Annotated in this window: 19 protein-coding genes; all 19 read right to left on the bottom strand. The window is 74.2% G+C overall.

The annotated features are described in order from the left end of the window. Positions 1 to 10: 10 nt before the first annotated feature. Positions 11 to 517: a shikimate kinase gene (locus tag V6U79_RS25305; RefSeq protein ID WP_334531869.1), complete on the bottom strand. Its 507-nt coding sequence runs from the start codon at positions 515 to 517 to the stop codon at positions 11 to 13. A 34-nt stretch (positions 518 to 551) separates the two neighbouring features. Then, positions 552 to 1,730, bottom strand: coding sequence for a chorismate synthase (aroC, locus tag V6U79_RS25300; RefSeq protein WP_334531868.1), 1,179 nt, complete (start codon positions 1,728 to 1,730; stop codon positions 552 to 554). A gap of 99 nt (positions 1,731 to 1,829) precedes the next feature. After that, complete coding sequence (locus V6U79_RS25295; RefSeq protein WP_334531865.1) at positions 1,830 to 2,717, bottom strand: sulfotransferase domain-containing protein; 888 nt, start codon at positions 2,715 to 2,717, stop codon at positions 1,830 to 1,832. Between the two features lie 13 nt (positions 2,718 to 2,730). Next, the gene (locus tag V6U79_RS25290; protein WP_334531862.1) at positions 2,731 to 4,326 is read right to left on the bottom strand and encodes a lipopolysaccharide biosynthesis protein; all 1,596 of its coding nucleotides are present in this window, start codon (positions 4,324 to 4,326) and stop codon (positions 2,731 to 2,733) included. After that, positions 4,323 to 6,929, bottom strand: coding sequence for an O-antigen ligase family protein (locus tag V6U79_RS25285; protein WP_334616062.1), 2,607 nt, complete (start codon positions 6,927 to 6,929; stop codon positions 4,323 to 4,325). Before V6U79_RS25285 ends, V6U79_RS25290 begins: the two co-directional genes overlap by 4 nt. Continuing rightward, positions 6,922 to 7,851, bottom strand: coding sequence for a glycosyltransferase family 2 protein (locus tag V6U79_RS25280; protein WP_334531857.1), 930 nt, complete (start codon positions 7,849 to 7,851; stop codon positions 6,922 to 6,924). The genes V6U79_RS25285 and V6U79_RS25280 overlap by 8 nt, the downstream gene beginning before the upstream one ends. Next, positions 7,844 to 9,481, bottom strand: a complete 1,638-nt coding sequence (locus V6U79_RS25275; RefSeq protein ID WP_334531854.1) for a lipopolysaccharide biosynthesis protein — start codon at positions 9,479 to 9,481, stop codon at positions 7,844 to 7,846. Before V6U79_RS25275 ends, V6U79_RS25280 begins: the two co-directional genes overlap by 8 nt. 188 nt (positions 9,482 to 9,669) lie before the next feature. Next, positions 9,670 to 11,589, bottom strand: coding sequence for a delta-60 repeat domain-containing protein (locus V6U79_RS25270; protein ID WP_334616061.1), 1,920 nt, complete (start codon positions 11,587 to 11,589; stop codon positions 9,670 to 9,672). Positions 11,590 to 11,798: 209 nt separating this feature from the next. Then, the gene (locus V6U79_RS25265; RefSeq protein ID WP_334616060.1) at positions 11,799 to 12,740 is read right to left on the bottom strand and encodes a glycosyltransferase; all 942 of its coding nucleotides are present in this window, start codon (positions 12,738 to 12,740) and stop codon (positions 11,799 to 11,801) included. A gap of 72 nt (positions 12,741 to 12,812) precedes the next feature. Then, a complete protein-coding gene (locus V6U79_RS25260; protein ID WP_334531845.1) occupies positions 12,813 to 13,646 on the bottom strand; it encodes a phosphatase PAP2 family protein in 834 nt (277 codons plus the stop codon). 323 nt (positions 13,647 to 13,969) lie between these two features. Continuing rightward, on the bottom strand, positions 13,970 to 15,202 hold the full coding sequence (locus V6U79_RS25255) for a hypothetical protein (RefSeq protein ID WP_334531842.1): 1,233 nt from the start codon (positions 15,200 to 15,202) through the stop codon (positions 13,970 to 13,972). A 106-nt stretch (positions 15,203 to 15,308) separates the two neighbouring features. After that, positions 15,309 to 16,733, bottom strand: coding sequence for a family 16 glycosylhydrolase (locus V6U79_RS25250; protein ID WP_334616059.1), 1,425 nt, complete (start codon positions 16,731 to 16,733; stop codon positions 15,309 to 15,311). A gap of 297 nt (positions 16,734 to 17,030) precedes the next feature. Then, positions 17,031 to 17,849 carry a shikimate dehydrogenase gene (locus V6U79_RS25245; protein WP_334531836.1) on the bottom strand — a complete coding sequence of 273 codons (819 nt, stop codon included), beginning with the start codon at positions 17,847 to 17,849 and terminating at the stop codon, positions 17,031 to 17,033. 48 nt (positions 17,850 to 17,897) lie between these two features. Continuing rightward, a complete protein-coding gene (mltG, locus tag V6U79_RS25240; RefSeq protein WP_334616058.1) occupies positions 17,898 to 19,103 on the bottom strand; it encodes an endolytic transglycosylase MltG in 1,206 nt (401 codons plus the stop codon). Further along, positions 19,100 to 19,582: a Holliday junction resolvase RuvX gene (ruvX, locus tag V6U79_RS25235; RefSeq protein ID WP_334616057.1), complete on the bottom strand. Its 483-nt coding sequence runs from the start codon at positions 19,580 to 19,582 to the stop codon at positions 19,100 to 19,102. Before ruvX ends, mltG begins: the two co-directional genes overlap by 4 nt. A 51-nt stretch (positions 19,583 to 19,633) precedes the next feature. Continuing rightward, positions 19,634 to 22,312 carry an alanine--tRNA ligase gene (alaS, locus tag V6U79_RS25230; RefSeq protein WP_334531827.1) on the bottom strand — a complete coding sequence of 893 codons (2,679 nt, stop codon included), beginning with the start codon at positions 22,310 to 22,312 and terminating at the stop codon, positions 19,634 to 19,636. Beyond that, entirely contained in the window at positions 22,309 to 22,614 is a 306-nt protein-coding gene (locus V6U79_RS25225) for a hypothetical protein (RefSeq protein WP_334531825.1), read from the bottom strand. Before V6U79_RS25225 ends, alaS begins: the two co-directional genes overlap by 4 nt. Before the next feature lie 32 nt (positions 22,615 to 22,646). Then, positions 22,647 to 23,108: a DUF948 domain-containing protein gene (locus tag V6U79_RS25220; protein WP_334531823.1), complete on the bottom strand. Its 462-nt coding sequence runs from the start codon at positions 23,106 to 23,108 to the stop codon at positions 22,647 to 22,649. A 152-nt stretch (positions 23,109 to 23,260) separates the two neighbouring features. Further along, positions 23,261 to 23,980, bottom strand: coding sequence for a hypothetical protein (locus V6U79_RS25215; RefSeq protein WP_334531890.1), 720 nt, complete (start codon positions 23,978 to 23,980; stop codon positions 23,261 to 23,263). Positions 23,981 to 24,074 lie beyond the last annotated feature (94 nt).

Raw genomic sequence — 24,074 nt, 5'->3', positions numbered from 1 at the left:
CCCGCCCGGATCAGGGCCTGAGCAGGGCGGCGATCTCGCCGGCGAGCTCCGCCGGGGTGCGCCCGTCGGTGACCACGGTCGCGGTGGCCACCTCGGCGTAGAGCGGACGGCGCTGGTCCATCAGGTACTTCAGGGTGGCCCGGGGGTTGATGGCGAGCAGCGGCCGGCCGGCGCCCAGCCCGACCCGCTTCACCGCGTCGGACAGCTCCACCGACAGGTGCACCACCGTGTGCCCGACCAGCGCGGCGCGGTTCTCCTCGGCGAGGACCGCGCCGCCGCCGAGCGCGAGCACACCGCCGTGCGAGGCCAGCGCCGCCGCCACCGCGGCCCGTTCGAGGGTACGGAAGTGCGCCTCCCCCTCGTCGATGAAGATCTCCGGGATCGGCTTGCCGGCGAGCCGCTCGATGTCGGTGTCGGTGTCGCGGAACTCGACGCCCAGCAGCGCCGCCAGCTTCTCACCGATGGTGGTCTTTCCGGAGCCGGGCGCCCCGACCAGCACGCAGAGCGGCTTCGTCACCGGACCACGCTCCGCCCCGGCGTCGCCCGGCCGATCACCGGATCACCAGCGCGTCGAGGTAGCCGTCGAGGTTGCGGCGGATCTCGGCCACCGAGTCGCCGCCGAACTTCTCGGTGGCCGCCTCGGCGAGCACCAGGGCGACCATCGCCTCGGCGACCACCGCCGCCGCCGGAACGGCACAGACGTCGGAGCGCTGGTTGATCGCGGTGGCCGGCTCGCCGGTGGTCACGTCGACGGTGGCCAGGGCCCGGTTCAGCGACGAGATCGGCTTCATCGCCGCCTTGACCCGCAGCGGCTCACCGGTGGTGATGCCGCCCTCCAGGCCGCCGGCCCGGTCGGTGACCCGGCGGACACCGGTGGCGGTCGGCATGATCTCGTCGTGCGCCTCCGAGCCACGGGAGCGGGCCTGCTGCCAGCCGTCGCCGATCTCCACGCCCTTGATGGCCTGGATCGACATCAGCGCGGTGGCCAGCCGGGCGTCGAGCTTGCGGTCCCACTGGACGTGGCTGCCCAGGCCCGGCGGCACCCCGTACGCCAGCACCTCGACCACGCCGCCGAGGGTGTCGGCGGCCTTCTTCGCGGCGTCGACCTCGGCGACCATCCGGGCGCTGGCCTCCGGGTCGAGGCAGCGCAGCGGGTCGGCGTCGATCCGCTCGGCGTCCTCCGGCCGGGGCCGCAGGCCCGGCTTGGCGGCGACGGGGCCCAGCTCCACCACGTGCGACACGATCTCGATGCCGAGCGCCTGCCGGACGAGGGCCTTGGCGACCGTGCCGACGGCGACCCGCGCCGCGGTCTCCCGGGCGCTGGCCCGCTCCAGGATCGGCCGGGCGTCCGTGTGGCCGTACTTCTGCATGCCGGCCAGGTCGGCGTGGCCGGGCCGGGGGCGGGTCAGCGGCGCGTTGCGGGCCTGCCGGGCCAGCTCGTCGGCGTCGACCGGGTCGGCGGCCATCACCGTCCGCCACTTCGGCCACTCGGAGTTGCCGACCCGGATCGCCACCGGGCTGCCGAGGGTGCGGCCGTGCCGTACCCCGCCGATGATCTCGACCTCGTCCTGCTCGAACGACATCCGCGCGCCGCGGCCGTAGCCGAGCCGGCGCCGGGCCAGCTCACCGGCGATGTCGGTGGAGGTCACCGTCACCCCGGCGGGGACGCCCTCCAGCAACGCCACCAGGGCGGGACCGTGCGATTCACCTGCAGTCAGCCAGCGCAACACAGCGGTCAGTCTGTCACGCCCGGTACCCGCCGCGACGCCGTGCCCGGCGCGTCCCGCCCTGCGGACGCGGACGTCCGCGGGGCAGGTCACCGGCGTCGGTCAGGACCAGTCGAAACGCATCCCGAGGCGCTCCGACAGCGCCGCGTTGTACGGCGCGAAGTACTCGCTCAGCTCCGCCCGCACGCCCTCGTCCATCTTGCTGCTGCGCCGGTGGTTGTGCGCCTCGTACGTCGCCAGCCGGTGCGGCGGCAGGCCGAGGAAGTCCAGCACCCGGGCGTGGGTGGCGGCCGGTTCGGCGTAGAGCGTCTCGCTGGGCAGGATGAGCAGCTGCCCGGCGTCGAAGCGGGCCAGCCACGGCTCCAGATGCTCCAGGTAGCGGCCCCGGGCCCGGTAGGTGTACCAGTCGTACGCCTCGCTGAAGTAGGTCGGGTCGGCGATCAGCTTCTCCCGCTCCCCCGCCGTCCGCTCCTCCTCGCGGGCCAGCGCCTCGGCGAAGTCCAGCGGCTCCCTGCCCTCGGTGCGCCGCTCCTTCCAGTGCGAGTACGCCCGCTCCACCGGGTCGCGGAGCAGGAAGATCAGCCGCACGTCGGGCAGCAGGTCGGCCACCCGCTGCGGGACGAGGGGGTGGAACATGTACAGCGGGGCGGCCTCACCGACCCGGACCGGCCCGCCGTGCCGCTTCTCCAGCGCCCGGCGCTGGCGCTCGGTCGGGAAGTGCGACCGGTACCAGGTCTCGCCGCGTCCCCAGTTCTCCTCGAAGTAGTGCGAGGTCTTGGTGTTCCAGGCCGGGAAGAGCCGAGGCACGAGGGGGTGCTCCAGCAGGTAGCGCCAGAGCGAGGTGGTGCCGCCGCGCTTGGTTCCCGTGATCAGGAAGTCCGGCAGCGGCCGCCGGTCGGCGGTCCGTTCGCCGTAGCGCACCAGCGAGCTGCGCACCTGGTGGGTGACCTGGCGCGGCACCGCACCCTTGAGCCGGTCGCGGATCGTCATCGTTCCCCTCTCCTCACGCCGGTCGAGGCCGGAGCATCGTCACGGCGGCGCGCACCGTCCGGCGGACCCGCCGGTTCGTCAGCAGCCCCGCGACGGTGACCGCCAGCACCGCCAGGGCCAGCGCGAGGCCGGCGACACCGCGCCCGGCCAGCAGGGCGCTGAGCAGCGCGATCACGGCGGCGCCCCCGCCCACCGCGGCGGCGGTCCGCCCCACCGAGCGGGTCAGCAGCGGCTCCCCGACGGCGACCCGGGCGGCCAGCGCGGCCAGCACGTTCTCCGCGACGATGCCGGCGGTCCACGCGTACGCGGCGCCGAGCGCGCCGTGGTCGGGGATCAGCACCACGCCCAGGCCCACGGTGAGGGTCAGGCCCACCAGGGTGGCCTGGAGGTGGCGGCGACTGTTGCCGCTCATCAGCAGCATCGTCTGCACGATGCCGACCCCGGAGTTGACCATCATGGCGCCGGCCAGCACCGCCAGCGGGGTGGCGCCGGCGGCGAAGCCGTCGCCGAAGAGGCTCAGGAAGGCCGGCGCGAAGACGGCGAGCAGCAGGTAGGCCGGCCAGGAGAGCATGATGATCACCATGGTGACCCGCCGGTAGACCAGCGCCGCGTCCGCGGAACGGCCCTGCCCGAGCAGGCGGGACAGCTGCGGCGCGACCGCCACCCGCAGCCCCTGCATGATCAGCAGTCCGGCCAGCGCGTAGCGGCCCACGGCGCCGAAGACGCCGGACTGCGTCGCACCGGCCAGCGCGGCGGTGAGCAGCACCCCGACCCACATGCTGCTCGCGTCGATCGCCGCCGACACCGCGCGGGGCAGCGCGAAACCCCAGAGGGTACGCCAGTCCGCCCGATCCGGGCGCAGCCGCGCGCCGCCGAGCAGGCCGAGCGGGCGGACCAGCAGCACGGCGGCGGCCACCACGGCGGCGATCACCGGCAGCAGCCAGCCGGCGAAGCCGACCGCGACGCCGGCTCCCGCCGCCACCGCCGCGAGCAGCAGGGCCGGCCGGGCCAGCGGCACCCCGACGTACTGGATGCCGACCACGGCGGCCACCGGTCGGACCGCCCGTACGGCCGCGAGCAGCACCGTCATCGCGACGGTCGCCGGCAGGGCCAGGAAGGCCAGCCGCAGCAGCGCCGGCCCGTCGGGGCTGTCGAACAGGACCGGGGCGAGCCGGTCCACGGCGAGCGCGCCCGCCACGGCGACGATGGCGCTGAGCAGCAGCACGGGCAGCAGCGCCACCGGCAGTAGCCGCGCGGCGGCGCCGCCGGCCCCGGCGCGCCGACGCGGCATCGCCCAGACCAGGGCGGTGTCGGCGCCCGCGCAGCAGACCGCACCGAGGATGGAGACCACCCCGATCGCGGTGAAGAGCGCGCCGGAGCCGGCGGCGCCGAAGCCGCGCACGATCACCACGGTCAGCACGAAACCCAGCGCGCCGTTTACGGCCGCGCCGGCCAGCCCGACCGCGCCGCTGCGGGCGCTGCGCCGAACCTCGCCCGGCCCGGTCGACTCCCCCGGCCCGCCCCAGGTCACGGCGGAGACGTTCGCGTCCCGGTGGACCGGCGGCGCGACCGCCGTCGCCGGCGACGTCCCGGTGCCCGGCTGACTCATGCCCGCTCCCCCTCGCCGCCCGCGACCGGTTCCTCCGGCCGCCCGGCCGGCACCCGCATCGGCGGGGTGGCCACCTCCTGCCGCGCCGGTTCGGGCCGCGCCGGTTCGGGAGGTCCGATCTGCCGGGGCACCCGGGCCGCCGGCTGCTGCGCAGGGGGCGACTGCTCGCGGACCAGCGGTCGCGCCCCGGCGCCGGGATCGGCCCGGCCCGCCGCCGGGTCCCGACGTACCGGCTGGATCACGGTCGGCGCGTCCACGCCCCGCGCGGCGGCCGGCTGCGGCGCGTGGCCCACGGCCGCCTCGGGTCGCACGGCGGTCGGCGCGACCACCGCACGCCCGGCGACCGGCTGCGCCGCGGGCGGCGTGGGCCGGCTCGACGGCACACCGGACGGTGTCGCCCCGGACGGCGCGGGCGTCGGCGCCGGTGCGCCGGGGGCCCCGGGCGCCGGGGCCCGCGCCGGCTCCACCGGGCCGGTCCTGCCCGGCTCGACCGGGCCCGCCGGTCTCGGCACGGACGCCGACGCGGTCACCGGCGCACCGGTCCGCTCCGGCACCGGACCGGGCCCGGAGGGACGGGTCGTCTCCGCATCGACCGGGCCCGCCGGTCTCGGCACGGACGCCGACGCGGTCACCGGCGCACCGGTCCGCTCCGGCACCGGACCGGGCCCGGAGGGACGGGTCGTCTCCGCATCGACCGGGCCCGCCGGTCTCGGCACGGACGCCGACGCGGTCACCGGCGCACCGGTCCGCTGCGGCACCGGACCGGGCCCGGAGGGACGGGTCGTCTCCGCATCGACCGGGCCCGCCGGTCTCGGCACGGACGCCGACGCGGTCACCGGCGCACCGGTCCGCTGCGGCACCGGACCGGGCCCGGAGGGACGGGTCGTCTCCGCATCGACCGGGCCCGCCGGTCTCGGCACGGACGCCGACGCGGTCACCGGCGCACCGGTCCGCTGCGGCACCGGACCGGGCCCGGAGGGACGGGTCGTCTCCGCATCGACCGGGCCCGCCGGTCTCGGCACGGACGCCGACGCGGTCACCGGCGCACCGGTCCGCTCCGGCACCGGACCGGGCCCGGAGGGACGGGTCGTCTCCGCATCGACCGGGCCCGCCGGTCTCGGCACGGACGCCGACGCGGTCACCGGCGCACCGGTCCGCTCCGGGTCAACCCTCGGGGCCGGCACGGCAGCGCGGGCGACCAGCGGTTCGGCCGGGGCGGGCGGCGGGACGGCGGCGGTGGCCCGCGCCGGGACGGCGGCCGCCCCGGTGGCGCGGACCGGCGGGGCCGTGGGTGCCGCCACCGGTGGGGTGGCACCGGCGGCCGGCGCCGAGCCCGGCCGGTTGACCGGCCCGCTGACCGCCGCCAGCCCCGCCCCCGCCGCGAAGAAAATAATCGACATGTTCGGATCGATGTAGGCGTAGACCGGGATCACCACCAGGGCGATCACCGGGATGGTGCTCAGCCACTGGCCGGCCGGGGAGACCGCGGCGGCGAGCCGCTTCGCGACCAGCACCATCCAGAGCAGGAACGCCAGCAGCGCCGGGATGCCGTGGCTGTACAGCACCTGCCAGACCATGCCCTGGGTGCCCAGCGGCTCCTCGGCGAGGGTGGTGTCGACGCTGTTCGGTGCGCCGTACCCGAGCAGCGGCGAGCGCTCCACCGCCTGCCAGGTACGGACGTAGAGGTCCATCCGGTCGACGTTGGTGTCGGTGGTGCTGACCCGGGCGTCGATCAGCTCCTGCACCGGCACCACCAGGCTGACCACCCAGACCAGCAGCACCAGCCCGACGATCGAGGCGATCAGCCGGGCGTTGCCCCGGACCAGGGCGCGCAGGCCCAGGTAGCACAGGCCGAGGCCGAGGCCGAGGAACATCCCCCGGTTGAGGGTCATGAACGCCGGCACCAGCGACAGCGGCAGGGACACGATCAGCGCCACCCGGAACCGCCCGGTCCGCACCGAGGTCAGGTACGCCAGGACGCAGGGCACCAGCAGCGCGTACGCCGTTCCCCAGTTGTTGGTGTACGGGTAGGGCGCCGCCGTCCGGTAGATCGGGTTCCGGGACACCGGGTTGAACTCGTTGGCCCGGACGTGGGTGAGCGCCTGGATGAACCGCTCCCCGGAGATGTTCCCCGGCAGCAGCATCTCCACCGGCGTGGTCAGGGCGAACGTGGGCATCAGCACGCCCAGCCAGCCAAGCGCGACCACCGCCAGCCAGTAGCAGCCCAGCGGGCGCAGCACCTTGTCCCACGGGACACCCTCGCGGACCAGGGTGTACACGTACACGCAGACGATCAGGGCGGTGAGCAGGAAGCCGAAGCGCAGGCCGAAGGTGAGGTAGGCGGTGACCCGGTCCAGCCGGGTGACGCTGAGCAGCACCAGGGCGAGGAAGACCAGCCACGTCGCGGTGCCCGCCGGCAACGCCACCCGTCCCCGGGTGACCAGCAGCGCCAGCAGCACGACTCCGAAGACCGTCCAGCCGAGATAGAACGCGCCGAGCGCCCACCAGAGCGGCACCAGGCCGAACATGGCCAGCAGCGGCCAGGTGGGCAGCGGCGGCGGCCCGGGCGGCGCGGCGCGCACCCCGGGCCGCCGGTCAGACACCCCGCCCCCGGCGCTGGGCCAGGCGCAGCACGCGCTCCCCGGAGAGCAGCCCCAGCACCACCGGCACGGTGACCAGCACCCGCTTCTCGCGCGGGTTGAGCCGAAGCACCCGGCCCAGCTCGCGCACCGCCTCCCGGCGTCGGCGGCCGGAGGCGAGCGCGAAGGCGATCTGGCCGTGCAGCCGGGCCAGCCCCGTCCGGCTGCCCGCCAGCTCGGGATGCTTGTCCAGCAGGTAGCGGGTCGCCTCGACGATCATCGCCCAGCGGCCGAAGAAGAACGATCCGCCGTGCCAGTCCACCACGACCAGCACCTCGGGCACGATCACCACGGGGCCGTGCGCCGCCACCCGCAGCAGCCACTCGTAGTCCTCGCCGTAGCCGCCGGGCAGCTCCTCGTCGACCGGGCCGACCGCGTCCCAGGTGGAGCGCCGGACCAGGACGGTGCTGGAGTGCACCTCCATGACCCGGTCCTCGACGAAGTCGGGCAGGCCCACCTCGGCCCGGTCGAGGCGGCGCTCCTTGGCGATGCCCGGGCCCTCCAACCGGATGCCGCAGCTCGCGGCCGCCGCGTCGGGGCGGGAGGCCAGCAGCTCCACCTGGCGGCGCAGCTTCGCCGGCAGCCAGAAGTCGTCGTCGTCGCAGAACGCGATCAGGTCGGCGGTCGCCTCGTCCGCCCCGGTGTTGCGGCCCCCCGGCAGGCCACGCCGGTGGGTGTTGTTGACGTAGCGCAGGGTACGGCCGGCGGGCACCTCGAGGTCGAGCGGCCGGATGTCGGTGTGGTCGTACACCACCACGCACTCGACCGGCCCGGGATAGTCCTGGTCGAGCACCGCCCGGACGGCCCGCTCCAGCAGCCCGGGCCGGTCCCGGGTGGCCACCACGACGGTCACCGGCGGGTGCTCCGGCCGGCCCCGGTCAGTCACGCTTCTCCCCCGTCACCACGAGACCGACCGGCTCCACCCCGACGGCGCGCAGCCGCTCCACCAGCTGGCCCAGCCGACCTGTGTGGGTGCGGTCCCGGGCCGTCACCAGCACCGCCCGGCCCTCGCGGGCGGCCCGGACGCCGCGCTCGTCGTGCAGCGCGGGGGGCGCGTCGAGGACGGTGAGTCCGACGGCCGGCGCGTCCAGCTCGACCAGGCGCACCGACCCGGAGCCGATCCGCAACTGCTCCCCGCCGGAGGCGGAGTTGCCGGGCGCCGACGGCATCGCACGCGGGATCACCTCGGTCTTGTCGGCCTCGGTGGTGGTGGACCGGTACACCGCGCCGTTCTTCGCATCCTGGGTGGGGAACGGGCGGGGCTTGCGCACCGCCTGGATGACCATGGTCTCGTCGGGGCTGGCGGTGGTCGCCCGGTCGGGCGTGGCAGCGGTGTTCGGCAGCGGCCGGGGTCGCGGCACCGGGGCGCGGGCCGGCTCGACGGCGGGATGCCGGCGCTGGGCGTCCTGCAGCAGCGGGCGGATCCGGTCCCGGCTCTCCGGGGTGGTGCCGAGGCGTACGTCGTGGCCGGCCTGCGCCAGCACCGCGGCGAGACCGGCGGTGAGCTGTTCGCGTCCCTCGTCGGCGGCGGTGGAGAGCAGCACCAGCGGGGCGCGCTGCGGCCCGTCGACCCACTTGCCGAGAGCCAGCACGAGGTAGCGCAGGTCCGACTCGGCGGGCCGGCCGGCCCGCTCCCAACCGACCGTCCCGAGCAGCGGGGCGCCCACCAGCGAGCTGGCCTCCTCGGCGGTGCGGACCCGGCGGTCCAGGGACTCCCGGACGAAGGCCACCAGCCCGCCGAGCAGCAGGCCGCCGAGCAGCCCCGCGGCGAGGATCAGCGGCGCCGCGTCGCGGCTGGAGGGCACCGGCGCGCGGGCGGCGCTGGTCACCGAGCCGGGGCTCAGGTCCGCCGAGGCGATCTTGGAACGCTGCTCGGCGAGGGTGGCGAGCTGGTCGTTGAGTGCCCGCAGCTGGTCCAGCAGCGCGCTGGTACGCGGCGACGGGTTACTCGAACTCTGATTGGCGGGCAGCGACTTCTGGGTCGTCGCGCGCTGGGTGGTCACCAGGGCGATCGTGTCGTCATACGACTTGAGCACCCCGGCCCGCTGGTTCTCGTAGATTCCGCGGCGCAGGTCGAGGTACGCCTGGGCGCCCCCGTTCGCGCCGTCCACCGCTTCGCCCTCGCTCTGCCCGGCATAGCTGAAGCGCATCAACTGGCCGCCGACCGGCGTCTCCACCTCGAGCGCCTCCGCCACGTCCTCGGTGTCCCGCCCGGTGATCGCGGCGACCTTGTCGATGACGTCGTTGCTGGTCGCGATGCCGCTCTCGGCGGTCATGTTGACCGCCCGGTCGGCGCCGCCGGAGGGCACCGAGAAGGGGTCGGTGACCACGGCGCGGACCACCACGGCGGTCGTCGCCGTGTAGGTGGCCGGCAGCAGCACCAGGTAGCCGACCACCGCGAGCAGCACGAGCCCCGTGCTGGCGAGCACCGTGCGCCACCGCCGCAGCGGAATGCGGGCCAGCTCGGCCAGGCCGACCGGGCGTTGCCGGGCGGAAGCGACGTCGGTCACGTCCATCAGTCAGGTCCTCTTGCGATGCGGGCTCGGCGGGACGGCGCGGGCCGGACGACGGCCGGGACACCCCGGGTGGTGGTCCCATTGTCGCCGACCGTTGACCTGCGGTCGACAGCCGACCGGCCCCCTGCGTACGGGCGGTCCGCCGGTGTCACGGGAACACCGGCGGACCGCCCGGACGAGGGTGCGGATCAGGAGGTGGCGAAGAAGAGCGTCCGGCTCGACCAGGTGGCGCCGGCACTGGCCGCCGCGACCCGGACCACGGCCGCGCCGTCGACGGCGGCCTCGTCGAACGGGACCGCGCGCAGCGCCCCGTCCGTGTGCCCGTACACGATCTTGCCGTTCACCCAGGCCATGCCCCGCACGCTGCCCCAGGCGATCCCCTGGCTGGGGAGCGTGAACTCGGTGCAGCCGACGAGGTAGCCGTCCGGCTCCAGGTAGCGGTAGAAGAGCTCGTTCGTGCCGGCCCTGGTGTAGTACATCCGACCGTTGAGGTAGAACGCCCCGCTCATCGACGCGGCGTTGAACCAGTTGTTGTAGCCGCTGCTGACCCAGGGCGCGCCCACCGAGCCGCCCGAGAAGATCGACACGTCGAGGTAGCTGCCGCTCGGCGCGGTCGCGTCGGTCTTGGACCAGTAGAGCTTGTTGCCGATGGAGAACGACGCGCCGGCGGAGGTGAGGTTCGGCTGGCTGCTGGCCACCGGGGTGCCCAGCGTGGTGCCGTTGAACGGCACCTTGGTCGCCTGCCCGTTGGCGGTGCCCAGGTAGAGGTAGCCGGAGGCGGCCGACGGCGCGTTGACCGCCGGGACCGTACGGCCGCCGGCGAGCGGGAACAGGCCCATCCGGCCGTGGTACTCGTTGCCGAGGCCGTCGGAGTCGAAGCCGGCCAGCAGGCCGGTGCTGCCGCGCCACAGCTCCCACATGATCGGGCCCCAGCTGGTGGTGCCCGCCGGGGCGCCCGAGCGGGTCGGGTTCCAGTTCAGCGGCATGCCGTTGATCGGGTCGAGCGCGCCCAGGCCGAACCGGTTGATCGCGCCCGCGCCGGCGGAGTCGTTGCCGTTGGTGTTGCTCAGCCAGCGGAAGTGGCCGCCGACGTAGACCACGTTGTCGGCCACCTCGACGGAGGTCACCGAGTCGCTGCCGGTGTAGTTGACCCAGGTGGCGTCGAGGCCGGCGCCGCGGGTCGCGGTCTCGAACCGGGCGATCGCGTCGCAGTACGCTCCGTCGCCCCGGCCCCCGTCGGCGATGATGACGAAGTAGCTGCCGTCGTCGGAGAAGTCGACGTCGCGGGCGTAGAACGGAAAGGACCAGTTGTAGCAGGGCGCCACGTAGCGCTGGGTGCTCCAGTTGGCGACCGCCGGCGTGCCGGCGAGGTCGACGACCACGACCTGGTTGCGGGGCTGCCCGTTCACCTGGGTGAAGTTGCCGACCGCGACCAGCGTCCTGCCGTCCGGCGAGACCGCCAGGCCCCAGACCAGCTCGCTGCTGGCCCGGGCGACGCTGGCGTCGATCTGGAAGGTCGGGTCGATCGCGCCGGTGGTGGCGTCGAGGCGGGCGAGCAGGCTGTGCTGGGTGCCGTTGACCCAGTGGAAGGCGCCCGCGATGTAGAGCTTGTTGCCCACCACGACGGTCCGCCGGACCAGGCCGCCGTCGCTGCGGCCGACCCAGCCTCCCACCGTCGCGCCGGTGGCCGGGTCGAGCTGCACCAGGTTCTTGCGGCTCACCCCGTTCACGTTGACGAAGGCGCCGCCGACGATGAGCTTGCCGTCCGGGCTGACCGCGAGGGCGTGCACCACGCCGTCGACGACGGGGGTGAAGCCGGTCTTCAACGCGCCGCTGGTCTTGTCGTACGCGAAGAGGTAGTTGCGGGGGGTCCAGCTCGCGGCGCCGGCGGCCTTGACGGAGGTGAAGCTGCCGCCGACGTAGACCGTGTTCCCGATCTCCGCGAACGCCTTGGTGTCGCCGTTCTGCGCGTGCGGGATGGTGTCGGCCGGGTTCGGCGAGGTCAGGGTGCTGGTGACCGGCGGAGGGTTCACCGCGCGGGCGGGCGCGGCGAGGAGGCCGACGGCGAGCACCGACGCGGCGAGCGCGGCGGACCACCGCCTCCACACCGGTCGAGACGACGTTCTGTGAAGCACTGGCGCCCCCAAGGAGAAGTGGAATCAGGCGTAGCTTGCTGCGTGCGGACATTTCGCACCATCGACCGACCGGTCCGCTCGGTCGGCGCCTCGGTCCGGTCCGGCCGTACGGTCGCATCCGGACGGCCCGTGGAGGATGAGGATGGCGCATCGTCCGGTGGACGGATCCGCCGGGTCCGGGGTCAGGTCCCCCATTGGAACGGGGTGACGGTACCGGTACCGGTGACCGTCCACGATGCCGCCTCGGTCAGGTCCTCGGCGGTGACCGCGTCGGCCTCGCGGGCCAGCACCAGCCCCCGCCGGTCCAGTTCCCTGGCCATCTCGACCTGGTGGTCGTCGACGTGCTCGCCGTGCCCGCTGCGGCGCGGCACGTAGATGGCCCGCCGGCCGGCCCGCATCGCGGCCAGCGCGGAGCCGACCCCGGCGTGCGTCACGACGACGTCGGCCTCCCGCATCGCCTGCTGCATCTCCGCGTACGGCACCTGCCGTCGGGCGCCGGGCGGCATCCGGGGGATCTCGGTCGAGCCGACCTGCCAGAGGATCTCCGCCGTCGGCGGCAGGACAGCCACCAGGCGGGCCAGCAGGCGGGGGAAGCCGAACCGCTCGTGGGTGCCGAGGGCCACGACGATCCGGGTCACCGGCGGGGGCGCCGGCAGCCGGGTGGCGCGGTATCCGTCGAAGATGGAGCCGCCGTAGCGCCACCGGCCGCGGGCCCAGCCCGGGTACTGGGTGTAGAGCCGGGTCCGGGGCACCCGGGCGACCAGCCGGCCGGTCAGCGAGGGCCCCTCGGTGCGGGTGGCGCTCTCGATGTAGTGGCAGCTCAGTCCGTGCCGCGCCGCCGGCAGGAAGAACGACATGGCCACGCTGGCGCCGGTGCTGACGACCTGCCGGAACCGCCCGCCGCGCAGCACCCGCCGGGCGGCGACCAGGTCGCGCAGCGCGCCCACCGCGTCCCGGGTGGTGGCCGGCGGTACGTGGATGACCTCCTGCCCGTCCAGTAGGGACCGGCTCTGCGGCGAGTCGAAGGTGACCCAGACGCAGTCGTCCTGCACGCCCAGCCGCGGGACCAGGTCGTGCAGCTCGGCGAGGTGTCCGCCGGTGGAGGCGACGAGCAGGGTGGTCACGTCGTTGCCTACTTCCGTTCGAGGAGCGGCCGGTCGGGGTCCGCCGCGGCGGGCACCGCGCCCGGGAGGGGTTCAGGTGCGGGTCAGCACCCGGTCGTCGGCCGGCGCGGCGGCCGACCCGATCGGCGGTCGGACCCGGCCGGCCGCGACCAGCACGGTCAGCGCCAGCACCCCGAAGAGCAGCGGGCCGAAGATCCATCCACCGATCACGTCGGTGAACCAGTGCTTCTCCGCGTAGATGCGGGTGTAGCCCTCCAGCGACACCATGAGCGCGACCACGGTCGCCATCGCGATCCGGCCGGGCCGCGGGATCCGCCAGGTCAGCGCGGCGAGCACGGCGATGGTGCCGAAGGTCAGCAGCACCCGGGCGCAGCCGCCGGAGGGGTAGGTGCCGAGGTCGGTGGGGGGGTGGCCGCGGTCCACCATGGTCGCGAGGATCGCCTGGGTGTACTGCTCGATGACGAACTGCAGGGGCATCGCGGCCAGCGGGATCCACCACTGGCGCCGCCGCCAGAGGACGGCGAAGAAGCAGGCGGCGACCACGGTGACCCACTTGAGCGGGTACCGGTCACCGATCGCGGTGTAGAACGAGTTGAGGTCGGCCCAGGCCTCGACGCGTCGGGCGTGGACGTAGTCGAAGATCGGGTGGTCCACGGACGGTTCGAGCCGGGACAGCGCCTCGCCGAGCGGCCAGCAGATCGCGACCACGGCCGCGGACCCGGCGAGCAGCACCACGAGCGCGGCGCCCACCCGGCCGAGGGCGGCGGTGAGGCCGGCGACGGCCGCGCGGAGCCGCTCGGCCGCCCGGCCGGTCCGGAGCCGGGGCACCCAGCGGGTCGCCGCCACGGGCACCAGGACGGCCGGCAGCAGCACCGCGAGCGCGCCGAGCGCGTAGATGAGGGTCACCGGCGGCCACCGAGGTCACGGCGCCGGATGGCCCGGTCCCGCCCGGCGGTCGGCCGCACGGTGCTGCCTGACGATGTCATCGTTCCCCCTGACCCGCCGGCCACCGGCCGGAGCTGCCCACCGCCTCGGCCCGGAGGCGCCACACGCCGTCCCCGGACCGGCTCGATCCCGCCGCCGCCGGCGGCTGGTGATTGAGTGGGGAAACCTTAGTGGAAGGGCAGGCCACGGCGGTAGCGGCCGTGTCTGGCCTGCCGCTTTTCCCCGCTTTTCCCGGTCGGCACCCCGACACGTCACCCCACTGCGGGGCGGTCGGCGGGGCGGGATCAGGCCGATGGCAGCCGGTCGGCGAGCACGTGCAGCAGGGCGGGATGCAGCTTCGCGCTCCAGCCGCCGCCCCCGGCGGCCAGCTCCGCGGTGCGCAGCCACAGCTCGACGAGGTAGGCGTCGGCGAGGAGCCGCCGCCGGGCCGCGTCCAGGCCGAACGCCTCGCCGTGCCGGTCCAGCGCCGCGACCAGCTCACCGGTCGCCTCCGGCACCGGCCGCCCGCGCAGCGACAGCGCGCTCTGGAAGCCCTGGTGGGCGAGGTCGAAGCCGACCGGACGGTCGGTGCCGCTGTTCTCCCAGTCCCAGGCGACCAGCCGACCGCGGTGGGTGCCCAGGTTCCACGGCACCCAGTCGCCGTGCCAGTGGCCGAACTCCAGCTCCGTGGCGCCGTCCCGCGCGGTCAACGCCGCCACCGCCGCGACCACCGGGCCGCCGGCCCGCTCGGCCCGGTCGGTCAGGTCGGCCAGGAAGGGCGAACCGGCCAGCGGGCGCGGCGGCCGGGCCGGGCCGCCGCGGCGGGCCACCGCCAGCATCGCCGCCACCCGCGGCCGGTCCGGCCGGGGCAGTCGGCGCACCCGGGCCGGCATCGGCTCCACCAGCGTCACCGCCAGGTCACCCCAGCGCAGCCGGCGCAGCAGCCGCGGCACGTCGGGAAAGTCGCCGCCGTCGCGGGGCAGCTCCCGTAGCGCGTCGGCCTCCGCCGCGACCATCGCCCGGGTCGCGTCGTTCCACCCGATCTTCGCGTACGCCCGGGCGACGCCCCGGTCGTCGAAGAGCTGCAACGTCGGCTTGTGGTGCGGGTCCGGCGGGCGGATGCCGATCGCGGCGTGCAACCGGCGTCCCTCGACCCGGCCGAGGTGCTCGGCGAGGAGCAGCTCCTCCGGCTCGACGCCGTCCGGCACGGCGACGGTCAGCACCGGCATCCGGACCCGGCCGGTGGCGCCCAGACCGGCCAGCAGGCCGACGGCGAGCCGGTTGACCCGCACCCGGGGCGGGCGCAGCGCGTTGTACGCCAGCGTCGACGCGGCCCCCACCCGGCGCGACGCCAACGGCAGCAGGAACTTCGCCCGCTCCACCGAGGGCACCACGGCGTACCGGGCGGCGGGGCGGTGACCCGGCGGCACCGCGGCGGGCCCGGCGCCGACGTGCAACCACAGCCGGGGGTCGCCGAAGATCGCCCGGCTCACCCAGCCCAGCCCGTCCTGGCGTTCCCGTGGATCCGCCACCGTCATGCCGCCCCCATCCGCCCGCGCGCGCTGGCGGACACGATAGGGGCAGCGGGCAAGGAAACGCCCGGCGGGCCGAGGCCCGCCGGGCGTTTCGTCGGCGCGGGACGGGTCAGCGCTGCCAGACGCGGACGTAGTCGACCCGGAAGTCGGCCGGGAAGCGGGTGGCCGCGTCCGGGTCACCCAACCAGCCACCGACCTGGAAGTTCAGCCGCAGGTTGTAGGGCTTGTTGAACGCCTCGTCGAACCAGGGCGTGGTGCTCCGGTCGCGCTGCCAGACCTGCCGCCCGTCGATGTACCAGCGGATCACGCCCGGCTCCCACTCGGTGGTGTACGTGTGGAAGCCGTCCCCCGGGTAGCCGGTCGGCAGATCCCAGCGCTGGTCCTGCTTGACCGGGCTGTAGTCGTAGAAGATCGCCTGGGTGGCCGCGTGGTGGTACTGGCTGCCGCCGGGCAGTTCCACCACGTCGATCTCACCCTTGCCGCCGTCGTCCGGGCGCAGCCAGAACGCCGGCCACAGCCCGCGGGAGTCGGTCGGTCCGTTGGGCGACTGGGCCCGCATCTCGAAGCGGCCGTACTGGAACGACTTCTTTCCGATGGTGTCCAGGTAGCTCTGCGTGTACTGCCGGGTCTGCGAGCTGCACACCGCGGTCTCCCGCAGGGCGCGCAGGGTGAGCACGCCGCTGGAGACGAAGGTGTTCTCCGCGTCGTCGACGTTGCAGCCGCGGTCGATGCTGCGGCCCTCGTTGTCGCGCAGGTTCCACCGGGACAGGTCGACCGACGGTCCGTCGAACTCGTCCGCCCAGACCAGCCGCCAACCCGGGACCTGCGTGCCGGGGGGCACGGTCGGCGTCGGCGAGGGGGCGGGCGGGGTGGTGGTCGGCGGGGCCGTGGTGACGGTCCGGGTCGGGGTCGGCGACGCGGTACGGGTCGGCGACGGCACCGGCGCCGGCGCGGTGGTGGTCGGCGGGGGCGGCGGCGGGGTCGAGGGCCGCGCCGGCGGCTTACCGCTCCGCTCGTAGGTCAGCAGCAGCTGCGGCCGGATGGCCGCCCGGCTGTTCTCCCGCGACGCCCAGTAGATGCGCGTGTTCCAGTTCTCCTGGGTCAGCGCGAAGGAGACCGGGCCGTTGCCGGTCACCGACCGGGACACGTCCCACTCGTTGAAGCCCTGCCGGACCTGGTCGACGGTGGCCAGCGGCGCGCCGATCGGAGGCCGCTCGGCCCAGGCCCCCGCCCCGGCGGCGCTGCCCTGCGCCGGGTGCGCCCGCACCCGGGAGGCGAACTGCTGCCAGGCGTACACCCGCAGGGTGGCCCGGACGTTCACGGCGTCGGCGGGCAGGCCGCCCACCGCGAACTCCAGCAGCGCGTCGCGCTGGCCGTTGCGGTTCCCGTCGCAGAGTCGCGGGCAGCTGGCCAGCGTCGTCTTGACACCGTTGTCGCCGTCCTGCGGGACCTGCGTGGCGGTGGTGTCCGCCGCCGCGCTCAGCACGATCGGTGGCACCTCGGCCGCCGTCAGCGGCATCATCGTGGCGACCACGCCGGCGACCACGCCGGCACTCAGGACACTGAGGACGACGGCCTTGCGTCGCTTTCCTGCACCCGGTGCGGCGCGGTGAATTCCGTGCCTGCTCAAGGAACACTCCCTGTCTAGGCGGCGATTACCGGCAGCAGCGTATCGACCGGCGACATTCGTGGCCGGCAGGAAACCAGACCTACGACCCGACTTAACCAAAGGATAAGAGAGGCCCGGTACGGGGCCGTGGAGCCGGCAAACGACCTGGCGGGGCGCCGGTTACGCCCACCCGGTCGGCGGACCCGGACGGCGCCGCCCACCTCAGCGCCGGGCCGCGGCGAGCGCCGCCCGCATCGCCTCGACCGGCGCGGGCACCCCGGTGAACCGTTCGAACTGGCCCACCGCCTGGGCGAGCAGCAGGTCGAGCCCGGACACCACCCGGCAGCCGGCGGCGAGCGCCGACGCGGCCAGCGGTGTCGGCCACGGGTCGTAGAGCGCGTCGAAGAGCACGGTGGACGGTCGCCAGTGGACCGTGCCGGCGAGCGGGTCGGCGACGCCCTTCGGCACGGTCGAGACCACGACGTCGGCGCCGGTCCACGCGGTCGCGTGCTCCCAGGCCACCGGAGTCAGCTCCACCCCGACCGCCGTCGCCACCGGCCGCAGCTCGTCGACCGCCACCGCCCGCCGGGCCACCACGGCCACCGAGGTCGCGCCTAGCCGGGCGGCGGCGGCCAGGGCCGCGCGGGCGGTGCCACCGGCGCCGAGCACGGTCACCGTGGCGCCGGGCGTCACCCCGGCCGCGGTGAGCACCTCGACCATGCCGGCGACGTCGGTGTTGTCGGCGTACCAGGAGCCGTCGGGGCGGCGTACCAGGGTGTTCGCCGCGCCGACGGCGGCGGCGACCGGCGCGGCCTCGTCGGCCACCGCGAGCGCCGCCTCCTTGCCGGGCATGGTCACCGACAGCCCGGCCCACTCCGGGCCGAGGCCGCCGACCAGGTCCGGCAGCTCCGCCGCCGCGCACTCGATCCGGGTGTACGACCACCCGGTGAGCCCGGCGGCGGCGTAGCCGGCGTTGTGGATCACCGGGGAGAGGGAGTGCGCAATCGGCTTGCCGACCACCGCGGCTCGGTGCACCGTCACGTCACTCCCCCGTCGGCGGACACGCTCGGACCAGGGCAGCGTAGCGACTCAGAGGACGCCGTTCTGCTTGGCCTTCTCGATGTTGCGCTCGTGCTGGGCGTTGGTCTCGGCGAACGCCGAGTGCCCCTCCTTGTCGATCGCGACGAAGAAGAGCCAGCCGCCCTCCGGCGGGTCCATCGCCCCCTGCAACGCCTGCTTGCCGGGGTTGTTGATCGGGGTCGGCGTCAGGCCGGGGTGGGCGTGCGTGCTGTACGGGTTGTCCGGGTCGCGGATGTCCGCGGTGGTCATGTCCTTCGACGCCTTCGTCTTCTTGCCGGTGAGCTGCCAGTAGTAGTTGACCGACACGTCGAACTCCAGGCAGCTGCACGGGAACTTGCCCGAGTAGGCACGGTTGTAGGCGACCCGGGCGATCTTGCCGAGGTCGTCGGCGTTGCCGGCCTCCGCCTGCGCCATCGAGGCGACGATCAACGCCTCGTACGGGCTGATCCCGCCCCGCTTCTCCGCCACCTGCTCGGCGAACTTCATCTCCTCGGTGACGCTGAGGAAGTTGCCGACCATGTTCTTGAGCAGGCCCTCGGCGGTCGCGTTCGGCGCGATCTCGTAGGTGTCCGGGTAGAGGAAACCCTCGATGGACCTGGTCACCTTCTTGCCGTCCTTGCGGACGAACCAGGAATCCGGCACCCCGAGCGCCTTCGGGTTCTTCGCCGCGGTCTCGAACTCCTTGACCGGGATCTTGGTCTTTTCGGAGAGCAGCTTGTAGCTGTCCTTGGCGGTGCGGCCCTCGGGGATGGTCACCTGGTTGGTGACCTTGTTCTTCCGGTCCAGCAGCATGGTGAGCGCCTTCTCCGCGCTCATCTGCTTGCGGACCTTGTACAGCCCGGGCTGGATGTTCTTGCTGAGCGCGTTCTCCTCGGCCGCCTCGATGAAGGCCTTGGTGCTCTTCACCACGTCGGCGGCGACCAGCGCGTCGCCGATGTCGGCGATCAGCGCGCCCTGCTTCACCTCGACCATCGCCTCGCCGGTGCCGGCGCCGTCGTAGTCGGGGGTGACGAAATAGTTCTGGACCCGGTCGAAGCCGTAGAAGGCCCCGCCACCGATGCCACCCAACAGGACCAGGGCCATCAGCAGGGCGAAGACCGTCTTGCCCCGGCCGCCCGAACCGCCGCCGTTGCGCCGATTCATGAAACCGCGCCGGTGCCGGCCCTTCTCACCCCTCTCCGGCTCGTCGAACCCCAGGTCCAGATCGTCGATCATTGTGTCCGCCTCCGCTGCGCGTCTAGCCAGCTCTGCAGGATCTCGACCGCGGCGGCCTGGTCGACCACCGCGCGTTGGCGCTTTCCCCGGACGCCTCGCTCCGCCAGCCTACGAGACGCGACGACGGTCGACATCCTCTCGTCGGTGAGCGCTACCGGAACTGGCGCTATTACATCGGCCAAACGGTTCGCGTACACCGTCACGTGTTGGGCCGCCGGTCCGTGCTTGCCGGCGAGATTGACCGGAAGGCCGACGACAACCTCCACCGCCTCGTGCTCGGCGACCAGGTGCGCGAGTTCGGCCATGTCGCTCGGCACCTCGTCCGGCGCCGCCGTCAGATCCCGGGCGAGGGTGACCAGCGGGGTGGCGAGCACGCCGTGCGGGTCCGACCGGGCCACCCCGACCCGGACCTGCCCGACGTCCACCCCCAGGCGGACGCCCCTGCTCGACTCACCCGCCACCGGGCACTCCCCGGGCATGACGGGCCAGGGCGGACCGGGTCGGTCCGCCCTGCCTGCCAAGATGCGTGATCACGCCTCGGCGATCGCCTTCTCGACCGTCAGCAGCAGGTTCGGAGCCTCCGCCGCCGGCAGGCCACCACCCTGGGCTACGTCGGGGCTACCCCCGCCTCGGCCGGAGAAGGCGGCCTTCACCAGGTCGTTCGCCGCGAGGCCACGAGCCCGGGCCGCCCCGTTCACGGCCACCACCAGGGACGCCTTGCCGTTCGACCGGGCCGCCACGGCGACCACCGCCGGCCGCGCCGGGTCGATCTTGCCGCGGATCTCCTGCGCGAGGGTACGCACGTCGTTGCCGGCCGCGCCCTCCGGCGCCTCGGTGCCGACGTACGCGACGCCCCGGACGTCCTTCGCCTGCCCGGCCAGCGCCGCCGCGCCGCCCAGCACCAGCTGCGCGCGGAGCTTCTCCAGCTCCTTCTCCGCGTCCCGCAGCTGGGTCACGGTCTGCTCGACCCGGTCGGCGACCTGGTCGCCGGGCACCCGGAACAGCTCGGCGAGGCGGGAGACCAGCAGGTGCTCGCGGGCCAGGAAGCCGAAGGCGTCCATGCCGACCAGCGCCTCGATCCGGCGTACCCCCGAACCCACCGACGCCTCGGAGAGGATCTTCACCAGGCCGAGCTGGGCCGACCGGGCCACGTGGGTGCCGCCGCACAGCTCGCGGGCGTAGTCGCCGACCTCGACGACCCGGACCCGCTCGCCGTACTTCTCGCCGAAGAGCGCCATCGCGCCGATCCGACGCGCCTCCTCCTGCGTGGTGATGAAGGCGTGCACCTCGAGGTCGGCCAGGAGCACCTCGTTGACCTGCTGCTCCACGTCGTGCAGCACGCTCGCCGCCACCCCGGTGGGGGTGTTGAAGTCGAACCGCAACCGGCCCGGCGCGTTCAGCGAACCCGCCTGGGTCGCCGACTCACCGAGGAAGTTGCGCATCGTCTGGTGCACCAGGTGCGTCGCCGTGTGCGAGCGGGAGATGGCCCGGCGCCGGGTCACGTCGATCTCGGCGTACCCGGTCTCGCCGGCGCGGACCTCGCCGCGGAGCACCTTGGCCCGGTGCACGATCAGCCCGGGCACCGGCTGCTGCACGTCGAAGACCTCGACCTGGCCGCCGCCCACGGTGATCAGACCCTGGTCGGGCTGCTGGCCGCCGCCCTCGGCGTAGAACGGGGTGGTGTCCAGCACCAGCTCGATCGTGTCGCCCTCGACCGCCGCGCCGACCTGGGCGCCGTCGGCGAGCACCGCGCGCACCCGGGACTCCCGGTTCAGCTCGGTGTAGCCGGTGAACTCGACGGCCCCGCCCGCGTCCAGCACCGACCGGTACGCCGACACGTCGGTGTGCCCGGTCTTGCGCGCCTGCGCGTCGGCCTTGGCCCGGTTGCGCTGGTCGGCCATCAGGCGGCGGAAGCCCTCGTCGTCGACCTTCAGGCCCTGCTCGGCCGCGATCTCCAGGGTCAGGTCGATCGGGAAGCCGTAGGTGTCGTGCAGCTGGAACGCCTTGTCACCGGAGAGCGCCGGCCGGCCGGCCGACTTGGTCTCGGCGATCGCGGTGTCCAGGATCGTGGTGCCGGCCCGCAGCGTGGAGAGGAAGGCGTCCTCCTCGGCGTACGCGTACTGCGAGATCCGGTCGAACTCCTCGGCCAGCTCCGGGTACGAGGGGGCCATGCAGTCCCGGGCCACCGGCAGCAGCTCGGGCAGCGCCCGCTCCTGCCAGCCCAGCAGCCGCACCGCCCGGATGGCGCGGCGCATGATCCGGCGCAGCACGTAGCCGCGGCCCTCGTTCGACGGGGTGACCCCGTCGCCGATCAGCATCAGCGCGGTGCGGACGTGGTCGGCGACCACCCGCAGCCGTACGTCGTCCGGGTGCGACTCGCTGGCCACGTGCCCGGAGTGCGCGCCGTACCGCTTGCCGGTCAGCTCGGCGGCCCGGTCCAGGATCGGCCGGACCTCGTCGATCTCGTACAGGTTGTCGACGCCCTGGAGGATGGAGGCCATCCGCTCCAGGCCCATGCCGGTGTCGATGTTCTTCGCCGGCAGGTCGCCCAGGATCGGGAAGTTCTCCTTGCCGGTGCCCGGACCCCGCTCGAACTGCATGAAGACGAGGTTCCAGAACTCCATGTAGCGGTCCTCGTCGACCGCCGGACCGCCCTCGCGGCCGTACTCGGGGCCACGGTCGTAGAAGAGCTCCGAGCAGGGGCCGCACGGACCGGGGATGCCCATCGACCAGAAGTTGTCGGCCTTGCCGCGCCGCACGATCCGCTCGGCGGGGACGCCGACCGAGCGCCAGATCTGGAACGCCTCGTCGTCGTCGAGGTAGACCGTCGGCCAGATCCGCTCCGGGTCCAACCCGTAGCCGCCCTCGGCGACCGGCTTGGTGACCAGGTCCCAGGCGAGCGGGATCGCCCCGTCCTTGAAGTAGTCACCGAAGGAGAAGTTGCCGTTCATCTGGAAGAACGTGCCGTGCCGGCTGGTCTTGCCGACCTCGTCGATGTCCGGGGTGCGGATGCACTTCTGGACGCTGACCGCGCGCCGGTACGGCGGGGTCTGCTGCCCGAGGAAGTAGGGAACGAACTGCACCATGCCGGCGTTGACGAACAGCAGGTTCGGGTCGCTGATGGCGGGCAGCGGAGCGGACGGCACCACGGCGTGGCCGTTCGCCTCGAAATGGGCGAGGTACCGCCGCTTGATCTCCGCCGTCTTCATCGCTGGTGTTCCTCCGGAAAGATCTCTCGGTCACCGATGCGCGGGTCCTCCCGCAGCTCGGCGAACTGGTCGTCGAACGCTTCGCCCCGGGCGAACGCCTCGTGGATCTCCTGCTCGCGCTCGGCCATCCCGGCCCGTACGTCCTCCACGAAACTACGCAGCGACTCGACCAGGCTGCCAGCGGATTCGGACAGCCCGCTCGCGATCCCGGCCGGCGTGTACGCCTGCGCGGTGCGGGTGGCCTTGCGGACCACCACCACGCCCACGGCCAGGCCGATGCCCAGCCAGAACAGTCGCCTCATGTCTCAGTTCCTCCCGCTCGTCGCCGGCCGGCTCAGCGGTTGCCGCGCTTGGCGGCGCGACGCTGCTGCTTGATGGTGTCGCGCACCTCGCGCTCGGTCTCGGCGTGCCGGCGGGCCGAGGCGGCCCGGCGGACGCCGTAGCCGAAGGCGGCCACCTTGACCAACGGGTTGGCCGCGGCGGCGGAGACGACGGTCGCCAGGTTCGCCACGTTCGCGGTGACGTTCTGCGCGTGGCTGGTCATGGTGTCGACCTTGGCGAGCTGGAGGTTCACCCCGTCCAGCGAGGTCTGCACCTGCTCCAGCGCCGTGTTGACGTTCCTGACGGTGATGTTGACGTCGCCCAGCAGCGGGGTGGTCTGCTCGTTCAGGTCGTTGATCATCCGGGTCGTGGCGTCCACGGTGTGCCGCAGCCGCAGGATCGGCACCGCCAGCACGAGCACCAGCATCAGGAACGCGCCGGCCGCGATCAGCGCAGCGATCTGTCCACCATCCACGCGCATGTCCTCCTCAAGCAGGCGTTCCGGGGCCCGATGCCCCGGAACGCGCGACCGTCCCGCCCACTCCGGCACCCGCCGACCCGCCGGCGGTCAGCGGGCGCGGGCGGGCCCGCCAGCCCCAGACCCTACCGTCCGTGATGGAAACCGGCTCAGGACGGTGAGCGTGTCAACTCGCCGAGCGGGTCACCGCTGAACGTCGGGTACGGATCCTCACCGGTCAGTGACGGGTCGGTGCTCGGCTGTGGTCGGGTCCGCTCGTCGTCGATCGCGTTGCGCACCTTCACCGACACCAACGATCCGGCGCACTCTCCCGCAGCGGGCGGGGCGGCCGAAGCGGCCCGGGACGGTGGGACGGCCGGCTCCCCGTCGACCGGCGGCGGTACGCAGGTCGGCTCCCGCACCCACAGGTCGAGGGTGAGCTCGTCGCGGCGCCAGCAGGTGTAGCTGCCCTTGGCCGGCCGTTCCGGGCAGCGGGTCACCTTCCACGGCTGCCAGCCGTCGGCGGCCAGCGCCCGCTCGTAGACCCGGGCGGTCTCCTCCGGCGCCCGCTCCGACTCCGCGGTGCGTTCGCGCAGCCGGCAGTCCTGCAGACACCAGCGGCTGCCGCTGACGTTGTCCACCGTCTCCGCCGTCGCCCAGCCCGGCACGTCCAGCTGGTCGAGGGCGTCGAAGACCGGGTCGCGGCTGAGCGTACGGATGCCGAAGAAGAGCGGGATCGCGCCGAGCAGCACCACGCTGACCAGCACCAGGATGCCGAGCCGTAGCCGGCGACGCTCCCGTACCCGCTGGCGCAGCTCCGAACGCGCGCCGCGCAGCCCACCCGGGCCGGCGGCCTCCTCGGCCGCGTCCTCCTCGGCGGCCCGGCGCAGCGGTGGACCGCTGACCGGCTCCGCCGGCTCCGGTCCCGGCCGGGGCCCGGCGGCCGGCACGACCGCCGCCGCCCGGGCCACGGCCGGCGCCTCA

The organism is Micromonospora psammae (assembly GCF_036902725.1).
In the GTDB taxonomy this organism is placed as follows: Bacteria; Actinomycetota; Actinomycetes; order Mycobacteriales; family Micromonosporaceae; genus Micromonospora.
The sequence above is the reverse complement of the archived record's forward strand: the minus strand, read 5'-3'. Positions and strand labels throughout refer to the sequence as shown.

Coding starts and splice junctions, on each gene's coding strand:
- V6U79_RS25295 (WP_334531865.1), bottom strand. CDS start 2,717: ATGACGATCCGCGACCGGCTCAAGGGTGCGGTGCCGCGCCAGGTCACC.
- mltG (WP_334616058.1), bottom strand. CDS start 19,103: ATGATCGACGATCTGGACCTGGGGTTCGACGAGCCGGAGAGGGGTGAG.
- V6U79_RS25225 (WP_334531825.1), bottom strand. CDS start 22,614: ATGAGGCGACTGTTCTGGCTGGGCATCGGCCTGGCCGTGGGCGTGGTG.
- V6U79_RS25275 (WP_334531854.1), bottom strand. CDS start 9,481: ATGGACGTGACCGACGTCGCTTCCGCCCGGCAACGCCCGGTCGGCCTG.
- V6U79_RS25290 (WP_334531862.1), bottom strand. CDS start 4,326: ATGAGTCAGCCGGGCACCGGGACGTCGCCGGCGACGGCGGTCGCGCCG.
- ruvX (WP_334616057.1), bottom strand. CDS start 19,582: ATGCCCGGGGAGTGCCCGGTGGCGGGTGAGTCGAGCAGGGGCGTCCGC.
- alaS (WP_334531827.1), bottom strand. CDS start 22,312: ATGAAGACGGCGGAGATCAAGCGGCGGTACCTCGCCCATTTCGAGGCG.
- V6U79_RS25255 (WP_334531842.1), bottom strand. CDS start 15,202: ATGACGGTGGCGGATCCACGGGAACGCCAGGACGGGCTGGGCTGGGTG.